This window comes from Ruegeria sp. HKCCD7303 (assembly GCF_013111185.1).
Lineage (GTDB): Bacteria > Pseudomonadota > Alphaproteobacteria > Rhodobacterales > Rhodobacteraceae > Ruegeria.
The window spans coordinates 126526-149091 of the sequence record NZ_WVRE01000001.1; the positions used below are offsets into that span (position 1 = coordinate 126526).

Annotated in this window: 18 protein-coding genes and 1 pseudogene; 10 read left to right on the forward strand and 9 right to left on the reverse strand. The window is 54.5% G+C overall.

Annotated elements, in window-relative coordinates; all coding sequences use genetic code 11:
• Positions 1 to 7: 7 nt before the first annotated feature.
• The 4 genes from GS630_RS00565 to GS630_RS00580 form a co-directional block, all read right to left on the reverse strand.
• Positions 8 to 1222, reverse strand: coding sequence for an NAD(P)/FAD-dependent oxidoreductase (locus GS630_RS00565; RefSeq protein WP_171620802.1), 1215 nt, complete (start codon positions 1220 to 1222; stop codon positions 8 to 10).
• Between the two features lie 24 nt (positions 1223 to 1246).
• Positions 1247 to 2608, reverse strand: coding sequence for an aminotransferase class III-fold pyridoxal phosphate-dependent enzyme (locus GS630_RS00570; RefSeq protein WP_171176493.1), 1362 nt, complete (start codon positions 2606 to 2608; stop codon positions 1247 to 1249).
• Positions 2609 to 2638: 30 nt separating this feature from the next.
• Complete coding sequence (locus tag GS630_RS00575; protein WP_171620803.1) at positions 2639 to 3742, reverse strand: mandelate racemase/muconate lactonizing enzyme family protein; 1104 nt, start codon at positions 3740 to 3742, stop codon at positions 2639 to 2641.
• Between the two features lie 172 nt (positions 3743 to 3914).
• The gene (locus GS630_RS00580) at positions 3915 to 6392 is read right to left on the reverse strand and encodes an FAD-dependent oxidoreductase (RefSeq protein WP_171620804.1); all 2478 of its coding nucleotides are present in this window, start codon (positions 6390 to 6392) and stop codon (positions 3915 to 3917) included.
• Positions 6393 to 6498: 106 nt separating this feature from the next.
• Here GS630_RS00580 and GS630_RS00585 point away from each other — a divergent pair, with 106 nt between their 5' ends.
• The 4 genes from GS630_RS00585 to GS630_RS00600 all read left to right on the forward strand — a co-directional run bounded on the left by GS630_RS00585 (position 6499) and on the right by GS630_RS00600 (position 10637).
• Complete coding sequence (locus GS630_RS00585) at positions 6499 to 7386, forward strand: MurR/RpiR family transcriptional regulator (protein WP_171236318.1); 888 nt, start codon at positions 6499 to 6501, stop codon at positions 7384 to 7386.
• The gene (locus GS630_RS00590; protein ID WP_171620805.1) at positions 7383 to 8471 is read left to right on the forward strand and encodes an SRPBCC family protein; all 1089 of its coding nucleotides are present in this window, start codon (positions 7383 to 7385) and stop codon (positions 8469 to 8471) included. Before GS630_RS00585 ends, GS630_RS00590 begins: the two co-directional genes overlap by 4 nt.
• 70 nt (positions 8472 to 8541) lie before the next feature.
• Entirely contained in the window at positions 8542 to 9996 is a 1455-nt protein-coding gene (locus GS630_RS00595) for an aldehyde dehydrogenase family protein (RefSeq protein ID WP_171620902.1), read from the forward strand.
• A 260-nt stretch (positions 9997 to 10256) separates the two neighbouring features.
• The gene (locus GS630_RS00600) at positions 10257 to 10637 is read left to right on the forward strand and encodes a carboxymuconolactone decarboxylase family protein (RefSeq protein WP_171176503.1); all 381 of its coding nucleotides are present in this window, start codon (positions 10257 to 10259) and stop codon (positions 10635 to 10637) included.
• Positions 10638 to 11047: 410 nt separating this feature from the next.
• Here GS630_RS00600 and GS630_RS00605 read toward each other — a convergent pair whose 3' ends face one another.
• On the reverse strand, positions 11048 to 12361 hold the full coding sequence (locus GS630_RS00605) for an FAD-binding oxidoreductase (RefSeq protein ID WP_371809105.1): 1314 nt from the start codon (positions 12359 to 12361) through the stop codon (positions 11048 to 11050).
• Between the two features lie 14 nt (positions 12362 to 12375).
• On the opposite strand from GS630_RS00605, the gene GS630_RS00610 reads away from it, so the two are divergent.
• Positions 12376 to 13098, forward strand: a complete 723-nt coding sequence (locus GS630_RS00610; protein WP_171711809.1) for a haloacid dehalogenase type II — start codon at positions 12376 to 12378, stop codon at positions 13096 to 13098.
• Between the two features lie 20 nt (positions 13099 to 13118).
• Positions 13119 to 13241: pseudogene (locus GS630_RS00615) on the forward strand (winged helix-turn-helix transcriptional regulator); the annotation flags it as partial.
• 386 nt (positions 13242 to 13627) lie between these two features.
• Here the strand turns inward: GS630_RS00615 and GS630_RS00620 are convergent.
• Positions 13628 to 14545 carry a LysR family transcriptional regulator gene (locus GS630_RS00620; protein WP_171176507.1) on the reverse strand — a complete coding sequence of 306 codons (918 nt, stop codon included), beginning with the start codon at positions 14543 to 14545 and terminating at the stop codon, positions 13628 to 13630.
• Positions 14546 to 14693: 148 nt separating this feature from the next.
• Here GS630_RS00620 and GS630_RS00625 point away from each other — a divergent pair, with 148 nt between their 5' ends.
• The 4 genes from GS630_RS00625 to GS630_RS00640 are packed head-to-tail and all read left to right on the forward strand — an operon-like array spanning position 14694 to position 18164.
• Complete coding sequence (locus tag GS630_RS00625) at positions 14694 to 15710, forward strand: TRAP transporter substrate-binding protein (RefSeq protein ID WP_171176509.1); 1017 nt, start codon at positions 14694 to 14696, stop codon at positions 15708 to 15710.
• A gap of 58 nt (positions 15711 to 15768) precedes the next feature.
• The gene (locus tag GS630_RS00630; RefSeq protein ID WP_171176511.1) at positions 15769 to 16311 is read left to right on the forward strand and encodes a TRAP transporter small permease; all 543 of its coding nucleotides are present in this window, start codon (positions 15769 to 15771) and stop codon (positions 16309 to 16311) included.
• Positions 16311 to 17651, forward strand: coding sequence for a TRAP transporter large permease (locus tag GS630_RS00635; protein WP_171176513.1), 1341 nt, complete (start codon positions 16311 to 16313; stop codon positions 17649 to 17651). Before GS630_RS00630 ends, GS630_RS00635 begins: the two co-directional genes overlap by 1 nt.
• A gap of 24 nt (positions 17652 to 17675) precedes the next feature.
• Complete coding sequence (locus GS630_RS00640; protein ID WP_171176515.1) at positions 17676 to 18164, forward strand: universal stress protein; 489 nt, start codon at positions 17676 to 17678, stop codon at positions 18162 to 18164.
• Positions 18165 to 18628: 464 nt separating this feature from the next.
• Here the strand turns inward: GS630_RS00640 and GS630_RS00645 are convergent, their stop codons facing one another.
• Genes GS630_RS00645 through GS630_RS00655 form a run of 3 tightly spaced genes read right to left on the reverse strand, consistent with a single transcriptional unit; the run spans position 18629 to position 22562 of the window.
• Entirely contained in the window at positions 18629 to 20125 is a 1497-nt protein-coding gene (locus tag GS630_RS00645) for a class I adenylate-forming enzyme family protein (RefSeq protein ID WP_171620807.1), read from the reverse strand.
• Positions 20122 to 21543, reverse strand: coding sequence for an aldehyde dehydrogenase family protein (locus GS630_RS00650; protein WP_171620808.1), 1422 nt, complete (start codon positions 21541 to 21543; stop codon positions 20122 to 20124). The genes GS630_RS00645 and GS630_RS00650 overlap by 4 nt, the downstream gene beginning before the upstream one ends.
• Positions 21544 to 21602: 59 nt before the next feature.
• Positions 21603 to 22562, reverse strand: coding sequence for a tripartite tricarboxylate transporter substrate binding protein (locus GS630_RS00655; RefSeq protein WP_171620809.1), 960 nt, complete (start codon positions 22560 to 22562; stop codon positions 21603 to 21605).
• Positions 22563 to 22566: the final 4 nt, after the last annotated feature.

Consider the following 22566-nt stretch of genomic DNA (forward strand, 5'->3'; position numbering starts at 1 on the left):
CCTTTCCTCAGACCTTTAGAATGGATTTGAGATCAGTACCCCTGTCTGCAACCATCTCGGGATGCGGGGACTTGCCGGATTCGATCAGCCGTTTTGCAACCATGTAGGCGCGCGGGTCGTTCATTGCGTCGGTCGCAATGAGTTTCCCTTCACAATAGTACCATACCGAGTACGACCCATCGTCACCTTCGCGTGAGACGACCTGATCATAGCCGGCATTCAATCCGGCGATTTGAAGCTTGACGTGATACTGATCCGACCAGAACCAGGGCTTCGCCTTATAGGGTTTGGTGGCACCCATGATGTTTTCGGCTACCGTTTCGGCCTGATCAATGGCATTGCCAACGCTCTCCAATCGGATCTGGGCGTTCCCATGGGGAAACGTCGCACAATCCCCCGCAGCCCAGATACAAGGATGCGAGGTGCGGCCCAACGCATCGGTTTTGATGCCGTTTTCGACGGTAACTCCGGCTGTCTCGGCAAGTGCCGTGTTCGGGGTAATGCCAATCCCTAAAACAACAAAATCGGCAGGGACAACGTCCCCGTTGGCGAGTTCGGCACCGTCTGCGCGGCCCTCTCCCGTGACGCGTGCGATCTTGGTACCTTCAAGAATTCGGACGTTGTTGGCATCGTGCAGCTCGCGGAAATACTTGGCGGTTTCCGGTGACGCGACACGCTGCAAAATGCGCGGTGCAGCTTCGATCAGAGTCACATCCAGATCCAGCTTTGCCGCAACGGCAGCGACTTCGAGGCCAATGTAGCCTCCGCCTATGATGGCAACCTTTCGACCTTGCTTGAATTCCGGTGCGATTGCATCGATATCGGCAATCCCTCGGATCGTATAGGTGCCAGTCAGGCTTCCACCTATGCTCTCGGGCAAACGATTGGGGGTTGAGCCTGTCGCGAGGACTAGGTGTTCAAAGGCCAGTGTTTGATCGTCACAGACAAGTGTCTGATCGTCCACAGAAATGTCCGTCACCCGCTGATTCAGGTGCAAGTCAACCTGATGCTCATCAAAGAAACTCTCGGGCCTCAAGAACAAGCGGTCCCGAGGCAGCTTGCCCAACAGATACGCTTTGGATAGGGGCGGGCGCTGATAGGGTGGGTGCGCCTCCTCTCCGATCAGGGCGATTGGCTTGTCATAGCCAAGATTGCGCAGTTTGACTGCGGCGGAGCAACCCGCTTGCCCCGCCCCGACAATGATGACCCCATAGTTGGTCATTTCATTGACCTCGCAAAGTCACGCTCAAACACATTCGCGGTCCGCGATATCGAGGGCTCGATCCAGGATCTCCAGACCCGTCATCAGATCCTCTTCGCTGATGTTCAGCGGTGGGGTCAGGCGGACGACATTGGAATAGAAGGACAGGTACAGCCCTTCGTTCATCGCAAAGCTCATCATATCCGACATTGGCTTGGCATCCGGGCCCTTCGCTGCAAACGGCACCAATGGTTCGCGCGTGTCGCGGTTCTTGACCAGTTCGATGCCGTTGAACATGCCCTTACCGCGAATATCCCCGATGCTGGGGTGCTTTTCTGCCATTTTGGCCAGCTCGGCCCGCATCTTTTCACCCATGAGGGTTGCGTTTTCCAGAGCGCCTTCGTCCTGCATGGCGCGGATTGCAGCGATGCCTGAGGCGCAGGCCAGCGGATGCCCAGCGTAGGTCAGACCTCCTGGCATCGGGTAGTCGCGCAGCCAGTCATGCAGTTTGGTTGAGACCGACATGGTACCAAGTGGTACATAGCCCGAGTTGATGCCCTTGGCGCTGGTGATGATGTCCGGCTGTACACCCCAGTGATCGACGGCGAACCATTTTCCGGTACGACCGAACCCGGCCATGACCTCATCTGCGATCAGCAGGATGCCGTATTTTTCACATGTTTCCTTGATCGATTGCAGATAACCATCCGGGGGAACGATGATGCCGTTGGTGCCCACGATCGGTTCCAGAATGACGGCCGCCACCGTGTTGGGATTTTCGTACATCAGGATCTCTTCCAGATGCGGACCGCCCTGGGCCACCGGGCATTTCGCCGGATCGGTGTGGCCTGTCGGCAGGCGATACACGTAAGGGTCCAGCATCCTCACCACGCCCGGCATATCGGCGCGGGTCAGGTGGTGGCGTGGGTCGCCTGTCAGGGACAGTGTGCCCCCGGTTGCCCCATGATACGAGCGATAGCGCGCGATGATCTTGGTCCGGCCTGTATAGTGCCGCGCCAGACGGATCGCAGTCTCGTTCGCCGCCGAACCTCCGGTAGTGAAAAAGGTCGAGGTAATGTTTTCAGGCGTGATCTCGTTCATGATCGCCGCCATTTCCGAGCGCACATCCGAACCCATCGCCGGGCCGATATAACACAGCTTGTCCGCCTGATCCTTGATCGCCTGTACGATCTTGGGGTGCTGGTGACCCATATTGGCGTTCACCAATTGACTTTGAAAGTCCAGATAGCGTTTGCCGTTGCTGTCCCAGAACCAGCTGCCTTGCGCGCCGGTGATGACACGTGGGCGGCTGCCTTGCTTCGACCAGCTTTGCAGATAGTGATCTGCATGCATGTCCTTGACCCATTCAGGATCATGTGAGGGGAAGGCGTTGCTGAAATCTTCCATAACAGGTCTCTCGGCGGGATGAGGTTTGGATCAATCGATAATGGTGACGGGCTGGCCCAAAGCGTCGGCATCAGGTGTGACGCCCAGACCCGGCCCTTCTGGTGGTGTGATGCGGCCGTTCTCGCGTACAGGGCCATCGGGGGCCAGACGCGGGCCGACATAGTGGCTGAGGTCGCACGTGTTCATGATACCACGCGCAGGTGTGGACGCGGCCAGATGCAGCAACGCGGCGGTGGTGATGTCGCTGCCCCAGGTATCTTCGATACACATCTGGGTGCCCAGCGTCAGGCACAAATCCCGGATTTGCCGCATGGCAGACAGGCCGCTCATCTTGGATAGTTTCAATGCCACGGCCTGCATGCATCCGGCCTGATGCGCGGCGAAGATCGAGGCGATGTCATGCGCGTTCTCGTCAATCTTCATCGGAAGGCCTGTGGTCCGCTGCACGTGGGCGCATTCTTTAAGCGTGGCACAGGGCTGTTCCAGCATGACATCCAGATGGGCCGCAGCACGACCAACCCGGATCGCGGTCAGCGCATCACTGCCGCAGTTCCAATCGCCATAAACCAGCGGGCCCGGACCCACGGTTTCGCGCACCTTGGCCAGTCGCTCGACATCCGTTTGCCAGTCGCCATCAGCGCCCAGCTTGACCTGGAACTGGCGCATCCCTTTGTCATAAGCTTCTTGTGCCATGCGGGCCATCTCGTCCGGGGCCACACATGTGATCGAGTGATAAAGCGGCATGTCCTTGACCTGCCGACCTCCCAGCAGGCGATGCACCGGCAGATCGGCGGCTTGGCCGGTCAGGTCCCACAGCGCCGTATCGAGCGCGGATTTTGCGTAACCATGGCCGTGAAGATACCTGTTGGCCTGCTCCATGACGGTTTCCGGCCCCACCGGGTCCGCACCAATGAGCACCGGAGCCAATTCGGCAATGGCCGGGATCACGCCCTTGGCATAGGCGGGCAGGTAGTGCGGGATCGGACAGACTTCGCCCCAGCCGGACAAGCCCGTATCCGTGTCCAACCGCAAAACCACCGAAATGGTCGTGTCACAGGTTTTCCCATCTGCCATGTAATATGTTTCATGGCTGGTCAGCGGGACTTCCCAGGCAGCAATGCGGGTGATCTTCACGTCAGGTTTCCTTTCATTAACCCGTTGCGCAAATGGCAGGTTTTTCGGTCTTTCTATTGGGGTCGCAGGATGCTTCAGGGCGTTACTACGATGTTGCCAAACGGTCAGTGTCCTGATCTGAGTTGTCGGTATTGGGTGGCGGGCACCTGATCTTATGCCCGCCGGTTTTGTTTTAAGCTGGAACCGCAACGGGTGCGTCGGTGCGAGGCAGCTTGCTCTGTGGGTCGTAGGCAGGCTCGCCCAGTATGCGACCCTTACGGGGTTCACCTGCGACGATCACTTCGATCTCCTGACCCGGCACGTTGGCGTGCGGCTTGACATAGGCAAAGGCCAGAATCTTGCCGACCGTGTGGCCGTAAGCAACAGATGCTGTCGCGCCAACAATCTCGCCGTTTAACTTGATCGCCTCGCCACCATGTCCGTCTTCGATCCCGTCTGGTTCGATTTCCAGATAGGCGCAGACCCAGGGCATTTCGCCTTTCTCGGTCTGCTCGGCGCTTACGCGTGTGGCTTCGACACCCAGATACTCCTTGTCCAGCTTGAAGAAGCGACCCACATTGGCCTCGGGCAGCGTGACTTCGTTGGTCAACTCGCCCGCACCAGGGAAGGCTTTTTCCATCCGCATCGCGTTCATGGCGAAAGAACCGTAATTGACGATGCCATGCGGCTCGCCTGCGGCCCACAGGGCCGTGTAGACATCCACGCAGGCCTCATCCGGCATGTGGAATTCCCAACCCAGCTCACCGGCATAGGACATGCGGAACGCCCATACCTTGTGACCGGCTACAGTGATTTCCTGTGCCGACAACCAGCGGAAACCGGCATTGGACAGGTCCGCATCGGTGCACTGTGCCAGAACCTCGCGCGATTTCGGACCGTTCAGCGACAGGGCCGACCAGCCAGCGGACAGTGGCGTGATGGTCACATTCTCATCGGCACGGTTGTGGTTCAGGTGGTCCAGCAGGCGCTGCTCGAAGAAGGCCGCGCAGACCAGATAGAAGCGGTCATCCGCCATCCGCACCAGAGTGGTTTCCAACTCAATCCGGCCCCGGCGGTTTAGCATATGGGTCAGCGTGATCGAGCCGGTCTTCTGCGGCATCTTGTTGGCGGTCAGACGGTCCAACAACGCATAGGCGTCCGGTCCCGAAACCTCGACCTTGGTGAAAGCGGTCACATCCATGATGCCGACGTTTTCGCGGACGGCTTTGACCTCGGCACCGACCACATCATGCACCACGTTGCGGCGGAAGCTGTAGTGATCGTGCTGCTCGACACCTTCGGTTGCAAACCAACGGGGACGTTCGAAACCATAGACTTCTTCGTAGACCGCGCCTTTGTCCTTGAGGATTTCATACAGCGGCGACGGCTTGATCGGGCGGCCTTCCAGACGGTTGAAGTGCGGGAAGGGGATCTCATGGCGCAATTTGTAATCTTCGTGCGCTTTGATGACCTGCCAGTCTTTCTTTGCATAGGCGCCAAAGCGGCGCGGGTCGTAGTCACGCATCGAGATGTCAGCGGCCCCATGAACCATCCACTTGGCCAGTTCACGGGTCAGGCCAGGGCCCCAACCGATACCGATCTGTGTACCACAGCAGCACCAGTAATTCTTGACGCCCGGAGCGGGGCCAACCATCGGGTTGCCATCCGGCGGATGGCTGATCGCGCCATGCACTTCGCGGGTGATGCCGAGTTCAGCAAAGATCGGCATCCGTTCCAGCGAGTTTTCCAGCCAGGGCATCACGCGGTCATAATCGGCCTCGAACAGCCAGTTCTCGTATTCCCATGGGCATTCGTCATGCCAGACCGAGTTCGAGTTTTCTTTTTCGTAAATCCCGATCAGGCCCTTTTTCTGCTCCATCCGGATGTAGCCTGAGACCTGTTTGTCGTCGCGGATCACCGGCAGTTCGGTGTCCAGATCCTGAAACTCAGGTACGTTCTCGGTTACGAAATAGTGGTGCGTCATCGAGGTCATCGGCAGTTGCAGGCCCGACCATTCGCCCATCTGACGGGCGTAAGTGCCGCCAGCATTGACCACATGCTCGCAGATAATCGTGCCCTTCTCGGTCTCGACCACCCAATCACCTGCATCGTTTTGGGTGATGTTGGTGGCGCGGCAGTGACGGAAGATTTTCACGCCTTTCTGACGGGCACCTGTGGCCATGGCCATGGTCACGTTCGACGGGTCAACGTGGCCGTCATCCGGAGTGTAAAGCGCGCCCAGAACGCCTTCTAGGTTATAGAACGGGTGCTTCGCGGCAATAAAGTCCGGGCCCACCAGTTCAATGTTGAAGCCGAGCGAACGACCCACCGACAGGGTGTGGCGCAGCCAATCCATTTCGTCTTCGGTGTAGGCTAGACGGAAGGAACCGCAGCCGTGCCACGTTACGGCTTGCCCCGTCTCTTCCTCGAGCGTCTTTGAATACAGGCCGATGTTATAGTCGACCATGCGGCCTAAACCATAAGAACTGGTGGAATGGGTGATTTGACCTGCGGCGTGCCAAGTCGACCCGCTTGTCAGTTCAGCTTTTTCCAGCAGGACGGTCTCAGCCCCCCAGCCTTCATGACCTAGGTGGTACGCTAGGCCGCATCCCATAACGCCGCCACCAACAATGACGACCTTGGCGCGTTCGGGCAGTTCTTTTGTGGACATCGCAAGAATTCCTGTTCGAGAGTCGCAGATTTCTATGGACTTCCTATTGCCACATATGTACCAGTGTCAATGTCTAACGGCACAAATGTACATACCGAGACTTGCAATGAATGGTACAGATGTTTCAACCGGGGTTCTGGGACGCCTGTCAGAGGAATTGACACTTTTGACACCCGAAGCTCAGAAAGCCGCGCGATATGTTTTGGAAAACCCACGGGAAGTTGGTGTTTCCACCGTGCGTGAGATAGCCGAGGCTGCCAGAGTAAAACCAAACACGGTTGTGCGAATGGCCAGGCAAATCGGTTTTGAAGGATATGGAGACTTTCGCGAGCCATTTCGTGATGAGATTCGTCGAAGTGACGTTTCTTTCCCGGACCGGGCGCGTTGGCTGCAGGGAATCAGGCGCACTGGTGACCTTGGAGAGCTCTATGCCGACCTGTTGGATTCCGCCATTCGGAACATAGAAGAAACCTTTGCAGAAATTGATGCCGAACAGCTCCAATCCGCAGCAGAAGTTATTTGGTCGGCACGTTCCGTCTATACCCTCGGCGTTGGAATAAACAACTCGAGTGCGTCAAACTTCACATATCTGGCCCGCACGGGGATGACAGACTTTCATGCGATCCCCCGGCCTGGATCAACGGCTATTGATGACCTGGCTTGGGCAGATGAGAAGGATGTGCTGATTGCCATCACGTGTCATCCCTATCGTACTGAAGTCGTCGAGGCAGTGGACATCGCGCGAAAGCAAGGTGTCACTGTCATTGGAATATCAGACTCGCCCGCCAGCCCGATAATTTTGTCGGCACAGCATAGTTTCATTGTCTCGGTAGACACCCCTCAATTCTATCCTTCTTCCCTGTCTATCATTGCACTTTTAGAAACACTGCTCAGCTTTGTTGTTGCTGTGTCGAGTGATGAAATCGTCGAGCGGGTCGAAGAGTTTCACATACGCCGTCATCAGCTTGGCCTTTACCAGGAGGAACACACATGAACGCCCCGCTGACCCATTCGCTGGACGCCAGATTCTACACCGCCCCGGAAGTCTTTGAAAATGAGATGAATGGTCTTCTGATGCGGACCTGGCAATTTGCGGGTCACGCCAACGACATCCCCAATGTCGGCGATTATTTCGCGTTTGAGATTGCCGGTCAGAACCTGTTTGCTATCCGTGGGCGCGACAACGTCATTCGTACATTCTATAATGTCTGCCAGCACCGGGCTCATGAAATGGTTACCGGCACCGGCAATACCCGCGTAGTGGTGTGCCCCTACCACCAGTGGTCTTATGAATTGACCGGCGGATTGCGCGCAGGCCCTAACGTAAAGAACGTTCCCGGCTTTCAGCGCGAAAAAATCTGCCTGACCGAGGTTCGCACCGAAGATTTTTTGGGCTTCCTCTTCGTCAACCTCGACAAAGATGCCGCGCCAATGGACGAATGGTATCCGGGCGTGCGGGAAGAGATTGCGGAATACGTGCCTGGTATAAACGAACTGGCACCGCTGGAATGGGTCGAGATTCCGGAAAACTGCAACTGGAAAGTTTCGATCGAAAACTACTCCGAATGCTACCACTGCCCCTCTAACCACCCCACTTTTGCAGAAGGCGTTGTAAAGCCTGAAACTTACGACATTCAACCCGACGTGGGCGGCGGTTACGTGTTGCGTCACACCACTGAATGTCAGGCGTTGGAAAAGATGACCTATCCGATCGACATGTCAGTTCCGCATGCAGGCGACTATCAGTCGTGGTTCCTGTGGCCGATGTTCTCGTTCCAGTGCTATCCGGGTAACGTGCTGAACACCTATCACTGGCGTGCCAATACTGTGGACACCTGCACCGTATGGCGCGGCTGGTACACCGAAGGCGGTCATGAAAGCGATGTTATCCGGGGGCTCGCGGTACAAGACCGCCAAACAACGGTCGAAGAAGACATCCGCCTTGTCGAATCCGTTCACCGCGGGTTGAAATCCAAAGGGTACGTTCCCGGCCCGCTGGTTCTGGACCCCGCCTGCGGCGTCATGAGTGAACATTCCATCGCCAAGCTTCAGCAATGGATGCGTGAGGCGGTGGAATAAAGCCCAGCACAGTTAAACAACTTATTTGTCGGAGGGTGTTTTGCCCTCCGAAGCTTTGGAGATGCGCGAAATGCACGACGTGAAGCCCTATTGGCTGAATTACGTGGACGGCACCTGGATCGATGGTGGTGCAGGTCGGATCGATGTTTTCAACCCAGGAACAGGCGAAAAACTAACCGAACAGGCGCTGGCCGATGCCGGGGATGTGGATCGCGCTGTAATGGCGGCCCGCCGCGTGCATCTTTCAGGTGCGCTCAGCGATCTGCGCCCCGTGGAACGTGGCCGCATGGTACAGGCTATGGGCCGGTACCTGCTGGACAACATTGACGAGGTTGCTCGGGTTCTGACCCTTGAACAGGGCAAGCCGCTCTGGGAAGCACGCGTTGAGATTGAAGGTGCGGCACGGTATTTCGAATATTATGGAAATCAGGCTGAAACGGTCGAGGGGCGGTCCATCCCGCTTGGCGCCAGCTACTTCGATTTCACCACGTATGAGCCATTTGGGGTATCCGCTCAAATCATTCCATGGAACTACCCGGTTGAAATGACCGCGCGTTCCCTTTCGGCCGCGCTGGCGACTGGCAACACCGTAGTGATCAAGACGCCTGAATTGACACCTTTGACCAATGCCTGGTTCGCCCACGCGGCCGAAGCTGTTGGCTTGCCTAAAGGCGCCGTAAACATCCTGTGCGGTTTGGGTTACGAGGCTGGTGCGGCGCTGTCGGCGCATCCGCATGTCAATCAAATCGTCTTCACAGGCTCTGTACCGACTGGTATCGCAATCGCCAGCGCAGCCGCGCGCAATGTGGTTCCCTGTGTATTGGAGCTTGGCGGAAAATCCGCAGCCATCGTGCATGATGACGCTGATCTGGACGCCTTTGAAAGCGATGTGCGCTGGGGGATCTACTTCAACGCGGGTCAGGTGTGTTCAGCCATGAGCCGCGTGATCGTACACGAAAGTCGCCATGACGAGCTGGTCGAACGCATTTCGAATGTCGCACGCAACCTTTCCGTCGGTCCGGGTATCGAACGTGGTGAATTTGGCCCGAATATGGGTCCGATGGTCAGCGAGGCACAGCGTGATCGTGCGGCTGGTATGGTGTCTGATGCGATCGCGGCGGGGGCCACGGTAGCCACCGGCGGTCGTAAAATGAATATCCCCGGCGCATTTCTGGAACCAACCCTTCTGACCAACGTCACACCTGAGATGAACATCGCGAATGAAGAAGCTTTTGCACCGGTCCTTTCGGTTCTGAAATTCCGTAGTGATGCCCAGGCTATCGAGATTTCAAACGGAACACCCTATGGGCTGGTCGGCGGTGTTTTCACACGCGATATCGACCGGGCAACGCAGGCCGCACGGCAGATCCGTGCTGGTCAGGTCTTTGTCAACGAATGGTATGCAGGCGGCGTGGAAACGCCATTCGGCGGCTACGGAAAATCCGGGTACGGGCGCGAAAAAGGACGTGAAGCGCTTTGGAATTATGTCCAGACCAAAAACGTGGCCATCCGGTTGCGGAGTTGATCAGCGGAAAAAACCATCGACGATGAGGAGCAAACCAAGTGCCGATTAAGCCATGCGTGACCGAACTCACAAAAAAGTCGGGTTCTGTCGTGGCTTCACAAAGGACATAACTAATACCACCAAGCGGCTGGTCGGCGCATTTGTTACCTGAACTTTCCGATTTGCGAAGATAACAATGTCTCAACGACGCTGTCGGAATAACAAAACTCAATCGGGTCGGTCAAACTGGAGGACCGCCCTTTTCATCAAAGGAGAATAACATGGACGACAACCTATTCGAACACGGCTTGAAACAGCGCAAATCGACGCTGGGCGCCGAGTATGTCGAAAAGAACCTGGCAGCCGCCGACGACTTTACTCGCCCGTTTCAGGAGGCCATGACCGCTTGGTGCTGGGGCTTTGGCTGGGGTGACGACACAATCGATCACAAGACACGTTCAATGCTGAACCTCACTATGATTGGCGCTCTGGGCAAGATGCATGAATGGGAAATTCACTGCAATGGCGCTTTGAACAACGGCGTAACCAAAGAAGAAATCCGCTCGATCATTCACGTAATCGGCATATATTGCGGCGTTCCGCAATCGTTGGAATGTTTTCGGGTTGCACGTAAAGTGCTGGAAGAACGCGGTATGCTATAATCCGCGCAATTGGGCGAAATCAGCAGGAATCCTTGGAACATAGGTTCAACGGTTTGCGGATATAAATCGTTGCGCAAATTGTTGAAACGACGCGAGCACTTGCTTGAATTGATGCTAGCGGATCATATTAGTCCGTTCAATTCCGGCCAGAGCGGATGCCGCGGAATCAGAAGGCTTGAAACCCAAGATCGGCCTAATCTGGCGTTTGATGAACCGGTGGCTTTGTAAAACGACAACTTGAGGTATTTCCACCCTGTCGACTTGGCTGGTGCCAGGCAACCAACGCTTTTCAGCATCAGCAACAATTCCGCATCGCAACCAAGCGGCCGAGGATTCTCTCGGCCAACTTGATTTATGAGTGCGGCTCACGATTCAACACGAGGGTTTTGTTTGCAGCTTATTTTCGACCTCTACACGCTTGAGGCCTCGGCCTCTGAACCGAGTTTGCCAGGTCGAACCACTTTACCTGGGTTCATTATGTTATTGGGGTCCATCGCCTCTTTAAGTGTCGACATGAGCGCACGCTTAACAGGGTCCCCATAAGCTTCGTTGAGTTGAATTTTGTCCTGCCCCAACCCGTATTCTGCGCTAAATGAGCCATCCATTTTTGCGACAAGGTCATAAATCCGAGGAGATATCTCAGTCTGGAGCATTTCAAGAAATGCTGCATTGTCTGCACCTTCTGGCGCCAAGAGATTAAAGTGTATGTTTCCGTCTCCAACATGTCCGTAGATGGAGAGACGAGCACCTTGCCCATACTGGTTTACCAATGCTGACCCAAGTTCAATGAAGCGCCCGACATGCGAGACTCTTACAGACACATCGTGTTTGACAGAGCTACCATTGAGCACCTCGCCCTCAGGTATATGTTTTCTGAGATTCCAAAAATCTTTGCGCTGCTGTTCGCTGGACGCAATTGCCCCGTCAAGGATCAAACCTTGTTCCATCCCTGCTTCGAAAAACGCTTCCATTGCGGGATCAAGGGACAAAATAGTTGAGGATGTCGCAGCTTCGATCAGTACATAGTGCTCCGCTGGCTCCTCTGTCGGACGCCGTAGTTCCGGCACTTTGTTCAGCAGAAGTTGCAGAGACGAGTTCGATATGTACTCGAAGGACGTGACGGCCTCACCTGTGGCACTTTGGGCCATCGCCAGCAAGGGCATCAGATCCCCGATGTCGCGTACAGCCAAAAATGCGGTCGCTTGTGACAAGGGTGCACGAAGCAAACGCAGGGATGCCGCGGTGATTATTCCCAGTGAACCCTCAGCCCCAATCAACATGTGATGTAGCGCGTACCCACGATTGTCTTTGCGTAGTGGCGACAGGTTGTTCAGGATCTCACCATTAGGAAGAACGGCTTCCAACCCGAGGACCAGATCTCTTGTAATACCATAGCGTACAGCTGAAACACCGCCAGCGTTCGTCGAGATATTTCCACCGATTTGGCAGGACTCTTGCGATCCGAGTGAAAGCGGAAAGAATGAGTTTTCAGAGGCCGCCGCCGATTGTATTTCCGAAAGCAGACATCCTGCTTCGACTGTCATCGAGAGGTTATTGGCATCAACCTCGCGAATTGCGTTCATCCTTTGCATACTGATGATCAACTGATCGCCTTGTGCACTAGGCGTCGCGCCTCCGCAGTAGCTTGTGTTGCCCCCTAACCGAGAGCGAAGTAGACCTTTGGTTGACCGGCTTCGCGCGACTCTGGATGCAGTATCGGATATGGAAGGATAAACCGATGAAACTTAGCGATTACAAAGCCCTGACATTCGATGTGTATGGAACGCTTCTCGATTGGGAAGGCGGCATGATCGACGGTTTGAAAACACTTACTGATCGTGTGAGCCGTAACCTGACGCGCGACGAAATCCTTGAGGCTCATGCATTCTACGAGAGCACTTCGCAGCGCTATTCACCCGCGAAGAAGTATCACGAATTGCTGCCAACCGTTTATCGCCGTTTGGCCGAGGAGTGGGGCGTTGAGGTAACTTGGGAGCAGTGCGTTGCGTATGGCGAACATGCGCGTCACTGGAAAGCGTTTGACGACACTGTCGAAGCGCTGCAATATCTCAAAAAGCACTACAAACTGGTTGTTCTGACCAACACGGACAATACGACCTTTGCCGCAGCAAACACCCGCCTTGGCGTGCATTTTGACGGTGTTTATACAGCAGAGGATGTAGGGAGCTACAAACCTTTTGATCGGAACTTTGACTACATGATCGAAATGCTGGCTCGTCAGGGCATTCAAAAGCATGAAATTCTGCATACCGCAGAAAGCATGTTCCATGATCACGCCCCCGCAAACAAATTTGGGTTGGCGAATTGCTGGATCTATCGTCGGCATGACAAGAAAGGCTTTGGCGCAACCATGCACCCCGGTGAAATGCCAAAGTACGACTTCCAGTTCAACAGCATGATCGACATGGCCAAGGCCCATCAAGCAGAATTGGCTGAGTAGAACGCTCAGGAGACGACATCATGAGAGGCAATGCAAAGCTTGACCGGATCGATATAAACATTCTGTCTACGCTGCAGGAGCAAGGCAATATAACCAACGTTGTCCTCGCCGATGCAGTTGGCCTGTCACCCAGCCCATGCCTTCCCCTGCAAACTCTTTGAAGTTTAGCTCGTCATTGTTTTTTCTCGGCAAAAATAGTGGCCCAACTCTAGGAAGCAAAGACAGTCAGGCGACATTGAGGCCCGCGTTGCGGCGTGATCCGTGCTTTTGAAAAATGTGCACTGAACCGCGTGATTTCTTCCAGCTTTCTGTGGCCATCTTCTCGAAATCCGACGGAAAGCATCTCGCTCTCTGGCAGAGCAGTTCAGCGGTATTATCTTAACGATACGCAAAGGCTTACGTTGCCCGGTCTCACACAGAACAGAATACGACTGCCTGCTTCACAAAGCGAGAAGCGCATCAAGGGATCGCTACGCTTCGATATTCCAGAGCTGAAAACAAACCTGAGTGCGTCGACAAAACACTTCTGTCAGCCGTGAGACGAACGCAGAACATCCAAAAACAAGTTCAAACGACGACCTTTTGATGCGCTCTTCCGTACAATCGCAGCCATGGTCGAAGAAAACTCGGCTTCAGGGCAATTGATCTGTTTGAGGTGCCCCTCTTTAACCAATGTGCGGGCTTTATGCGTCGGAACGAATCCCAAGTAGCGGCCGGATAGAATCAAAAGCATCAAAGACTCTTCGTTTTGTACAAATGCGGATTTCCTGAGCATCAACTTTTGGTGAACAGCCATGTTGGGTGAGTTGAAGCTAAGTCCGACATAATTGTACCGCCGAAGTTTACTTAGAGGGACGTCGTCAGACGCAGACTGAAACAAATCGTGGTCCCGACCGCAGAACAACCGCATTCTTTCGACATAAAGTTCTGAGTAAGACAGCATCGGTGACTGTCGGTGCAAGGGTACGATACCGAGGTTGAAGCGCCCATTAATCACGCCTTCTTCGATAATGTTCGGCGGTTCCATGGATATGTCCAGTGTCACGCCGGGCGCTTTGTCGATGAATCGTTTGATCGCTTCATCGAGGTTGGATTCCTCATTTGAAGTGGAATGATCAAATAGTGCTATCCTTAATTTACCGGTCAATTCCGACCGAACATCTCCTAATCCGTTCTGAAATTTGTCTATGGCCAAGAACAACTCGTTCGACGCTTCAAGCACATGTTTGCCGTCCGATGTCAGAGAAAAGCCTGCCGCGCCGCGGTGGCAAAGTTTTGTGCCCAGCCGCGTTTCAAGATCGGCAATATGCTTGCTGATTGTTGATCGGCTGATGTTGAGTTCAAATTCTGCGGCTGTAAAGCCACCACACGAAACGACCGTACGGAATACCTGAAGGAGCCTTATATCGACGTCAGAGATGTTGGTGATTGCTTTTTTCTGTGGCATTTTTTACGTGTATTTTTCTGCACCTTTACTTCGACTACTTTATATTAATTGCACAACCCAAACAACCTAGTGTTCGTGCGAAGTGGGTCTGGTGGGCAATTGTTCATGTCGGAACACTTTCCAAAACCAACGAACAGGAGGAGGTTTTATGACTCTGCTCAAAAGTATCAAAACATTTGCGGCGGCTGCGTCGCTCGGCGCATTGGCATTGGCCGCACCGGCAAGCGCCAAGAACTTTAAGATTGCTGTCGGTGACAGCGGCGGTTCCAGCCAGGAAGCAACAGGCCTTGCATTCAAGGAGAAACTTGAAGAACTGTCAGGCGGCAAGCACACCGCGACACTGTTCCTGAATGGTCAGCTCGGCTCAGAGCAGGACACCGTCAACGAAGCAGCAATCGGCACGTTGGACATGTCGCTGCTGGCGATCAACAACGTCACTCCGTTCTCGCCGACGGTTGGCGTATTCACGCTGCCTTACGTGATTCTCAGCCTGGAAGACGCGGAAACGCTGACCCAAGGTCCGATTGGCCAGGAACTGACCGAGAACACCATCAACGACGCTGGCGTTCGCATCATCGCATGGACCTACACAGGCTTCCGCGTTCTGACGAACTCGAAGAAACCTGTGAAGTCGGTTGCTGACCTTGAAGGTCTGGTCATCCGCGTTCCCAAGAACGAGATCATGATCGACACCTACAAGGCGTGGGGCATCAGCCCGACTCCGATGGCATGGTCGGAAACCTTCGCAGGTCTGCAGACCAAAGTTGTTGACGGTCAGGACAACCCCTACACCACCATCAACGCGATGAAGTTCTACGAAGTTCAGGACTATGTAACTGAAATCCGTTACATCTTCTCGATCGAGCCGCTGATCGTGTCCGAGCAGGTCTTCCAAGGTCTGTCCGCCGAAGATCAAGAGATTGTTCTGGAAGCAGGCAAAGCCGCGACTCAGGCTTCCGCACAGTTCCTGCGCGACAAGGAAGCTGAAATCAAAGAGCTGCTGGTCGAAAAAGGCATGGAAATCCACGTCCCTGAAAACGACGAGGCCGAGTTCATCGAGCTGGCAACCACAGCTGTTTGGCCGAAGTTCTATGAAAGCATCGGCGGCGTTGAAAAGCTGAACGCCGTTCTGGCTGCAATCGGTCGCGACCCGGTTTCCGAATAAATAAAACAAAAACAAGAGAGCGCCCGAGTGGCGCTCTCTCACTTCTAGGGAGGGGCATATGAAAACCTTTTTAGGGATACTCAACAACATAGAAAGCTACCTTTGCCGCTTTCTGCTTGCGACGTTTGTCTGCTTGTTGTTCCTACAGGTTGTCGTCCGAACAGTGTTCAATTTCTCGTTTTCCTGGGTGGAAGAACTGTCTATCTACATGTTCGTCTGGTTCGTGTTTTTCGGTGCGAGCTATGCGGCCAAGATGGGCGCCCACAACCGGGTGACGTTTCAGTTCAAATTCCTGCCGGACCGTGCGATCAAATATATCGAAGCGTTCGCCGATCTGTTCTGGATCTGCTTCAACCTGTATTTCGTCTATCTGGCGCTGGACTTCATCTTCAACCGGATGAACAAGTTTCAGTCGTCACAGACGCTAGGGTTTCACCTTAGTTGGGTTTACATCGTTCTGCCCATCGCGTTTGCCCTGATGACCGTTCGCATCATTCAGGTGAACTACAAAAAAATCATTCTCGGCGAAGATCTAAAAGATCCGGACAAGGTTGATCTGGACGAGGTCCGCGCTGAGCTCGGTGAAGAAGGGGGCAAGTAATGGGCACCGAAATCATCTATATCCTGTTCGGCGGGTTTCTTCTGCTGCTGTTCATCGGCGCGCCGATTACAGTTGCGTTGGGCGTTTCTACGCTGGTTACCTTCCTTGTACTGGATGAAAACCCAATCAAGTTCGTGCAGATTGCCTTTACTTCGGTGGGCTCATTTCCGCTGATGGCGCTACCCGCGTTCATTCTGGCTGGTGCATTGATGGAGGCGTCGGGCCTGTCCCGCAGGCTGATCAACGTAGCCGAAAGTTTTGCTGGCCCGTTCACTGGTGGCATGTCTGCCGCAGCGGTCTTTGCCTGTCTGTTCTTCGGTGCAATCTCGGGCTCAGGTCCTGCGACAACAGCGGCGGTGGGCATGCTGATGATCCCTGCGATGATCCAGCGTAACTACAGCCGAGACTATGCGTCGGCTATCACGGCCTCATCCGGTGGTTTGGGCATCGTGATCCCGCCATCGATTCCGCTGATCATCTTCGGCATCGCGGCCCTCGGCATGCCGCCCCCACCCGAGGCGGTGGCTGAACATGGCACTTTCCAAACCGTGTCGATCCCGAAACTGTTTATCGCGGGCTTTCTCCCGGCTTTCCTGATTGCCGGTAGCCTACTGATCATGAACTATATTTTGGCCCGAAAGCACGGCTACAAAGGTACCACGGAAGGTTGGTCTGCCCGCCATATCTGGTGCGAATTGTATCGGGGTTTCTGGGCGCTTATGGCTCCGCTGGTCATTCTGGGCGGCATCTATTCGGGTTTCTTCACTCCGACTGAAGCTGCGATCGTAGCCATCTTCTATACGCTGATCGTGGGTGCGTTCATTTATCGTGAACTGACCTGGGAAAAGCTTTTCACCTCGCTGGAGACGACAACCTGGCTGACCGGCCGCGTGCTGCTGATCATGTTCACGGCGACGGTGTTTGGCCGCTTGCTGGTTGAAAATCAGATCCCTGCCATCATTGCAGACGGGATGCTGTCGATCACCGACAACATCTACATCATCTGGACGTTGGTGATCCTGTTTCTGCTGTTCGTCGGCATGTTCATGGAGACATTGGCAACCATTCTGATCCTGGTTCCGGTGATGCTACCAGTGGCCTACAGTATGGGGATCGATCCGATTCACTTTGGTGTAGTCATGGTCTGTACGCTGGGCATCGGTTTCCAGACGCCGCCTTTGGGTGAGAACCTGTTTATCGCGTCAGGTATTTCCAATATCTCGATCGAACGCATTTCAGTGGCGGCTCTACCGTTTGCCTTCATCAACACTGTGGCGATCTTCATCATCGCGTTTGTGCCTGAAATAGCGTTGTGGCTCCCAAGGTTCTTTGGGTACTGATCCGCGAAACGGAGGAAGAAGACAATGTTACCCAAAATACAGAACATTCTGGTTGCGACGGACCTTTCGGAAAACGCAGACAACGCGCTTCGGCACGCATTGAGCATTGCAATAGCACATGGGGCCAAAGCCCATGTGCTGCATGTTACCGAACCGTTGTCGCAGGATGCCATCGTCACCATGAGGATGTTCATCCAGGACGATAAGTCCCGCAAGCAGGCCATCAAGGACCGGCATGCAGCGGTTAAATCGCTGCTCACGGACAATCAGCATGATTTCCTGAAGTCTCTGACCCCTGAAGATCAAGAGAACTACTCTGCCGTGACTTCAGTGGAATTGATCGATGGGCATCCTGCGGAATCGATTCTGAAACGCGCCAGAGACCTGAATTGCGACTTGGTCGTGATGGGGTCGCACGAGCATGGCACGTCACATACATTCCTAGGCACTGTTGTGAAAAGGGTGTTGCGCAGATCCACTATTCCAGTCCTTGTGGTGCCGAGCCAACTATAGGGTGTTCTCCCCCGGTGGCACTTCGTTGAACGGGTCGTCCGTATGGTCTTACGTTAGGCCATTTCAGGATGATTCGAGACGAGGTGCCACACTTTTTCAATGCTTCACAATGCGAGAAGTTTGGGGAAGTCCGGTGATCCGTGAGGAACCGGTAGAAACACATTGAAGCAATGCTTCAGGGGCGGAGCGTGACGGCAGAGACTGACCGTGACAAGGCGGTCAGCCCCAATATTATCACTTACTACTTAAGTCCGTGTGACATCACTGCTGTTTGACTCGACCCTTAGACATGTACGGTGTTTTGATAGGTGTCTGATGTGACGAATGGATCTTGTGCTTTCGGCGTCAGGTTTCTCAATTTTGTCGTGCCGCGCAAGCTAGGCTTGCTTTGCTGTGGCGTTCCTTAAAAAAACGGCTGTTGGGCATTCAATCGAACTGAAGGCAAGGGCAGTCACATCCCAAAGTCATGCCTCCTCGTCAACGATTTCGAGGATTCGGTTTCTCTGGATTTTCCCAGATGGCCCCTTTGGAAGGTCAGACAAGATGTGAACTGCGTCGGGTGACTTGAATCGGCCCAATCGGACTTCGCATAGTTGTAACAAACCCAGCGGTGTTAGCTGAGAACCTTCGCGAATTTTCACGGCTGCCTCGACAGTTTCCCCGTAGCTGTCACAGGGTCGGGCAAACGCTGCGGCCTCGACGACATCGGGATGAGAATAGAGCGCTTCGTCTATCTCACGCGGCGCAATATTTTCACCACCTTTGATGATCAGTTCTTTCAGTCGACCAGTGACAAAAACATATCCGTCGTCATCCATCCGTGCGAGATCACCTGTTCTTAACCATCCGTCAGAACTGAACGTGCCTGCGGTTGCGTCGCAGTCGTTGAGGTATTCCAGCATCACATTTGGCCCGCGAATGACCAGTTCGCCCTCTATCCCACGCGGAACGGGCTGCATGTTCGCATCAAAAATGGCGGCCTCGTTTCCATAGGGGATACCTGGTGAACCAATCTTACGCACACCGGGTGGCAAGGGGTTGGACAAAATTTGAGCAGCGGTTTCAGTCAATCCCATCGTTTCCACAATCGCGATTTCGAAACGGTCTTCAAAGGCCCGCTGTACATCTGGTGCCAAAGCCGAAGATGCGGAACGACCAAAACGCACGCGCTGACGAGTGCACGCATCCGGCTTAGTGTCTGAGTGCAACAAGTGAGAAATGATGGTAGGTACAACTGAAAACCAGGTCGCTTGAGACTTGCTCAGACTGTCCCAGAACCGACTGGCCGAAAACCGTTCGGACATGGCCAACGAACCACCTGAAACAAGCGTTCCCATGACGGTCACACAGAGCCCGTTGATATGGTAGATCGGCAATACGCAAAATCCGCGATCGACCTCGGACAACTCATGAGCGACCGCCGTCGTCCAGCCGCCTGCCAGTAGGCTGGAATGTGTGTGAACTACACCTTTGGGGCGCCCGGTGGTTCCTGACGTGTACATTAACAGCGCATGGCTGTCGGGCGAAACGCTGTGAAGCTCGACTTTGGGATCGGCGGCATCTGTAACCTGCAACCGGGTAATTCTGTTGGGATCGGCTGTTCGTTCGAACAATTCCGTTTGGCTGGAGTGCACAAAGCCATAGCGTGAGCCACTGTGCTCCAGTGCATAAGCGATGGCGCTGTCACCGGCGACAAGGTTAATCATCGTTGCGCGGAATCCTCCGTAGAGAACACCGAACAAGACCTCAAGCGCTTCGCGGCAATTGGGATAGAGGATCGCAATGCTCTCGCCTTTTGCCACACCCATTCCCGTTAGCATGACAGCAATACGTTGGGCCGTTTCGCGCAGTTCACTCCAGCTAAGATCAGGTGCCCCGTCCGGGAAAACAAAACCAGTTCCCCCCTGGCTTGCTCTTAGGTCCAACCAATCACGGACGGTTCCCTTGGGTGGTTCCATCATTGGCCGACCTCCGACCAGTAGTCGCTGAAAATTTCCTCTAGTCCGGGCTCAAGCGGGGGTGTTTCTCGTACGATCTTAGTGGTCTGGACGAAATGTCTCCAGTGCAGGTTGGTGTCGATGGCATTGCCGCCCCAGCTGCCGCAACCCATTGAGAGTGAAAACGGCAAGCCATTTGAAAAACTGCCTCCAGTTGCGAAGGTATGCGCCTGATTCACAATGACCCGACAGGTGGGCAAGTCACGTCCCAATCCAACGGCGCGTATGTCGTGCTTGGTGTGAATGCCGACGGAATGCCCGGCCCCCTGATGTTCTAGAATACGTGTGGCAATAACCTTGGCCTCTTCAAAATCAGCCGCGCGGTACAGCGCCAAAACTCGGCTGAGTTTTTCGCCGGACAATGGATGATCGGGTCCTATGCCATCGGTTTCTACAGCCAAAAACTTGGTCCCTTCGGGCACTTTTCCTGCCATTCCCAAAGCTTCGAGCATTTTATCCGCATCTTGCGCTATGGCTGAACGGTTGAGATGACCATCGGGCCAAAGCCGGGCGATGATGCCACTTGCTTCGGAATGAGGCACTAAGGCACCGCCTTCAGCGGCCATTGCGGCCACGAACGCGTCATAGATCGCATCCACCACGACCAGAGCATTTTCAGATGAGCAGGACGTCGCGTTGTCGAAACATTTCGAGGCCGTGATCTTGGCTGCAGCTGCTTGCAAGTCTGCACTTTCATCCACAATCACAGTCACATTGCCAGCACCAACTGCGACAGCTGGCGTGCCACAGGACTGCGCGCGATGAACGTTGTTTTGACTACCGGTGCATATCACCCGATCAACAGATTCCATCAGTCGCTGGGTTTTGGCCTTTGAACCCGGAGCAGGAATCATTTGAACCAAGTTACGATCCAAGCCCAGCTTGTCGAATTCAGCGTGGATGTAACCAATCAGCATCTCGCAAGACGCCACGCCTTTAGGCGATGGCGCCACCACGATGGAGTTGCCGCCTTTAAGTGCGTTTATGATGTTGTTGGCGGGCGTCGCAGCAGGGTTGGTCGACGGCACGACTGCGCCTATTACGCCGATGGGACGAGCGATTTCGGTCATACCGGTCGCCGGATCGTCATTGATGACACCGTAGGTTTTCACCTTGGCTATATCTCGTAGCAGGCCCAATGTCTTGCGGTGGTTTTTTGTGATCTTGTCGGGCACATTGCCCAGACCGGTTGTTTCCACCGCGATCTCAGCAAGCGCCCGATTGCGGGTAGGTTCCATAATTGCCCAACCAGCCGCCAACGCTGCTTTGTCATAAAGAGCCTGACAGCCTTTTTTTTCGTAAACTGCCTGAGCCGTTCGTGCGCGCGTCACGATACGATCCACTTCAGCGATTTCTGGGTAAATCCCGTCCCGAGCGTTCATCTTGGTCCTCAATTGTTTATTCGGGGCGGACCGGTTCCGCCCCGCAAATGTTGTTCAGATCACAGACCAGCCAGCAATTCGTTCAGAGTTTGCTGGCGTTGCGCCCACATCTCTTTCACTTCATCGCGCGTCATGATGTGCATCGGTGATCCACCGGCTTTCATCTTTTTGGTCACACGGTCGTTGGCGAACATTTCTGGGACCGTTGCTGCAAGTTTGTCGATGACGTCTTGCGGTGTCCCCTTGGGCACCATCACACCCCGGAAGTTGACCGATGAATTGTCGACGTCCAGCCCTTGCTCCATCATTGTCGGAATGTCCGGCAGGAATGAACTGCGTTCAAGATCAGCGACACCAAGGATTTTGACGTTGCCCGCCTCTTGTGCCCTGAACGCATCCGACAGGTTGTTGATGCCTCCCATGACTTCACCTGCAATCACTGCTTTCATGGCTGCGGCCCCGCCGCCTTTGGTTGGGATGTAGGCCATCTTGGTTCCCGCAGCCTTATCAATCTGCAAGGCTGCGATGTGGTGGCCCACGAAAAGGCCTGCACCGGAAACAGTCAACTTGCCAGGGTTTTCCTTGGCATAGGCGACGACATCTTCCATCGAATTGAATTGACTGTCTGCCCCAACCACAAACACTGCCGGGTCGGCACCCCAGTTTGCGATGGGTTCGAAGCTGTCGGTTGAGTACTCAACACCGCCCTTGATCGACTGTGCGATAAAATGTGGTACGTTATAGGCCGCCAACGTATAGCCATCAGCCTCAGCTTGCGTCGCAAACCAGTTCCAGCCCACGCGTCCACCTGCGCCGGGCTTGTTGATGATGGCGATGGGCATCCCCAACGCGTCCTCGTTTCCGGACGTCATTGTGACAATCCGCGCCTGAAAATCTGTAGCGCCACCTGCGCCATAGCTAACCATCATCATGATCGGTCGCTCGGGGAATTCCTCGGCCACCACCGGGCCCGTCAGGCTCATAAGAGCCAAGGCTATCCCTGCAATCATTCGTTTCATTTGC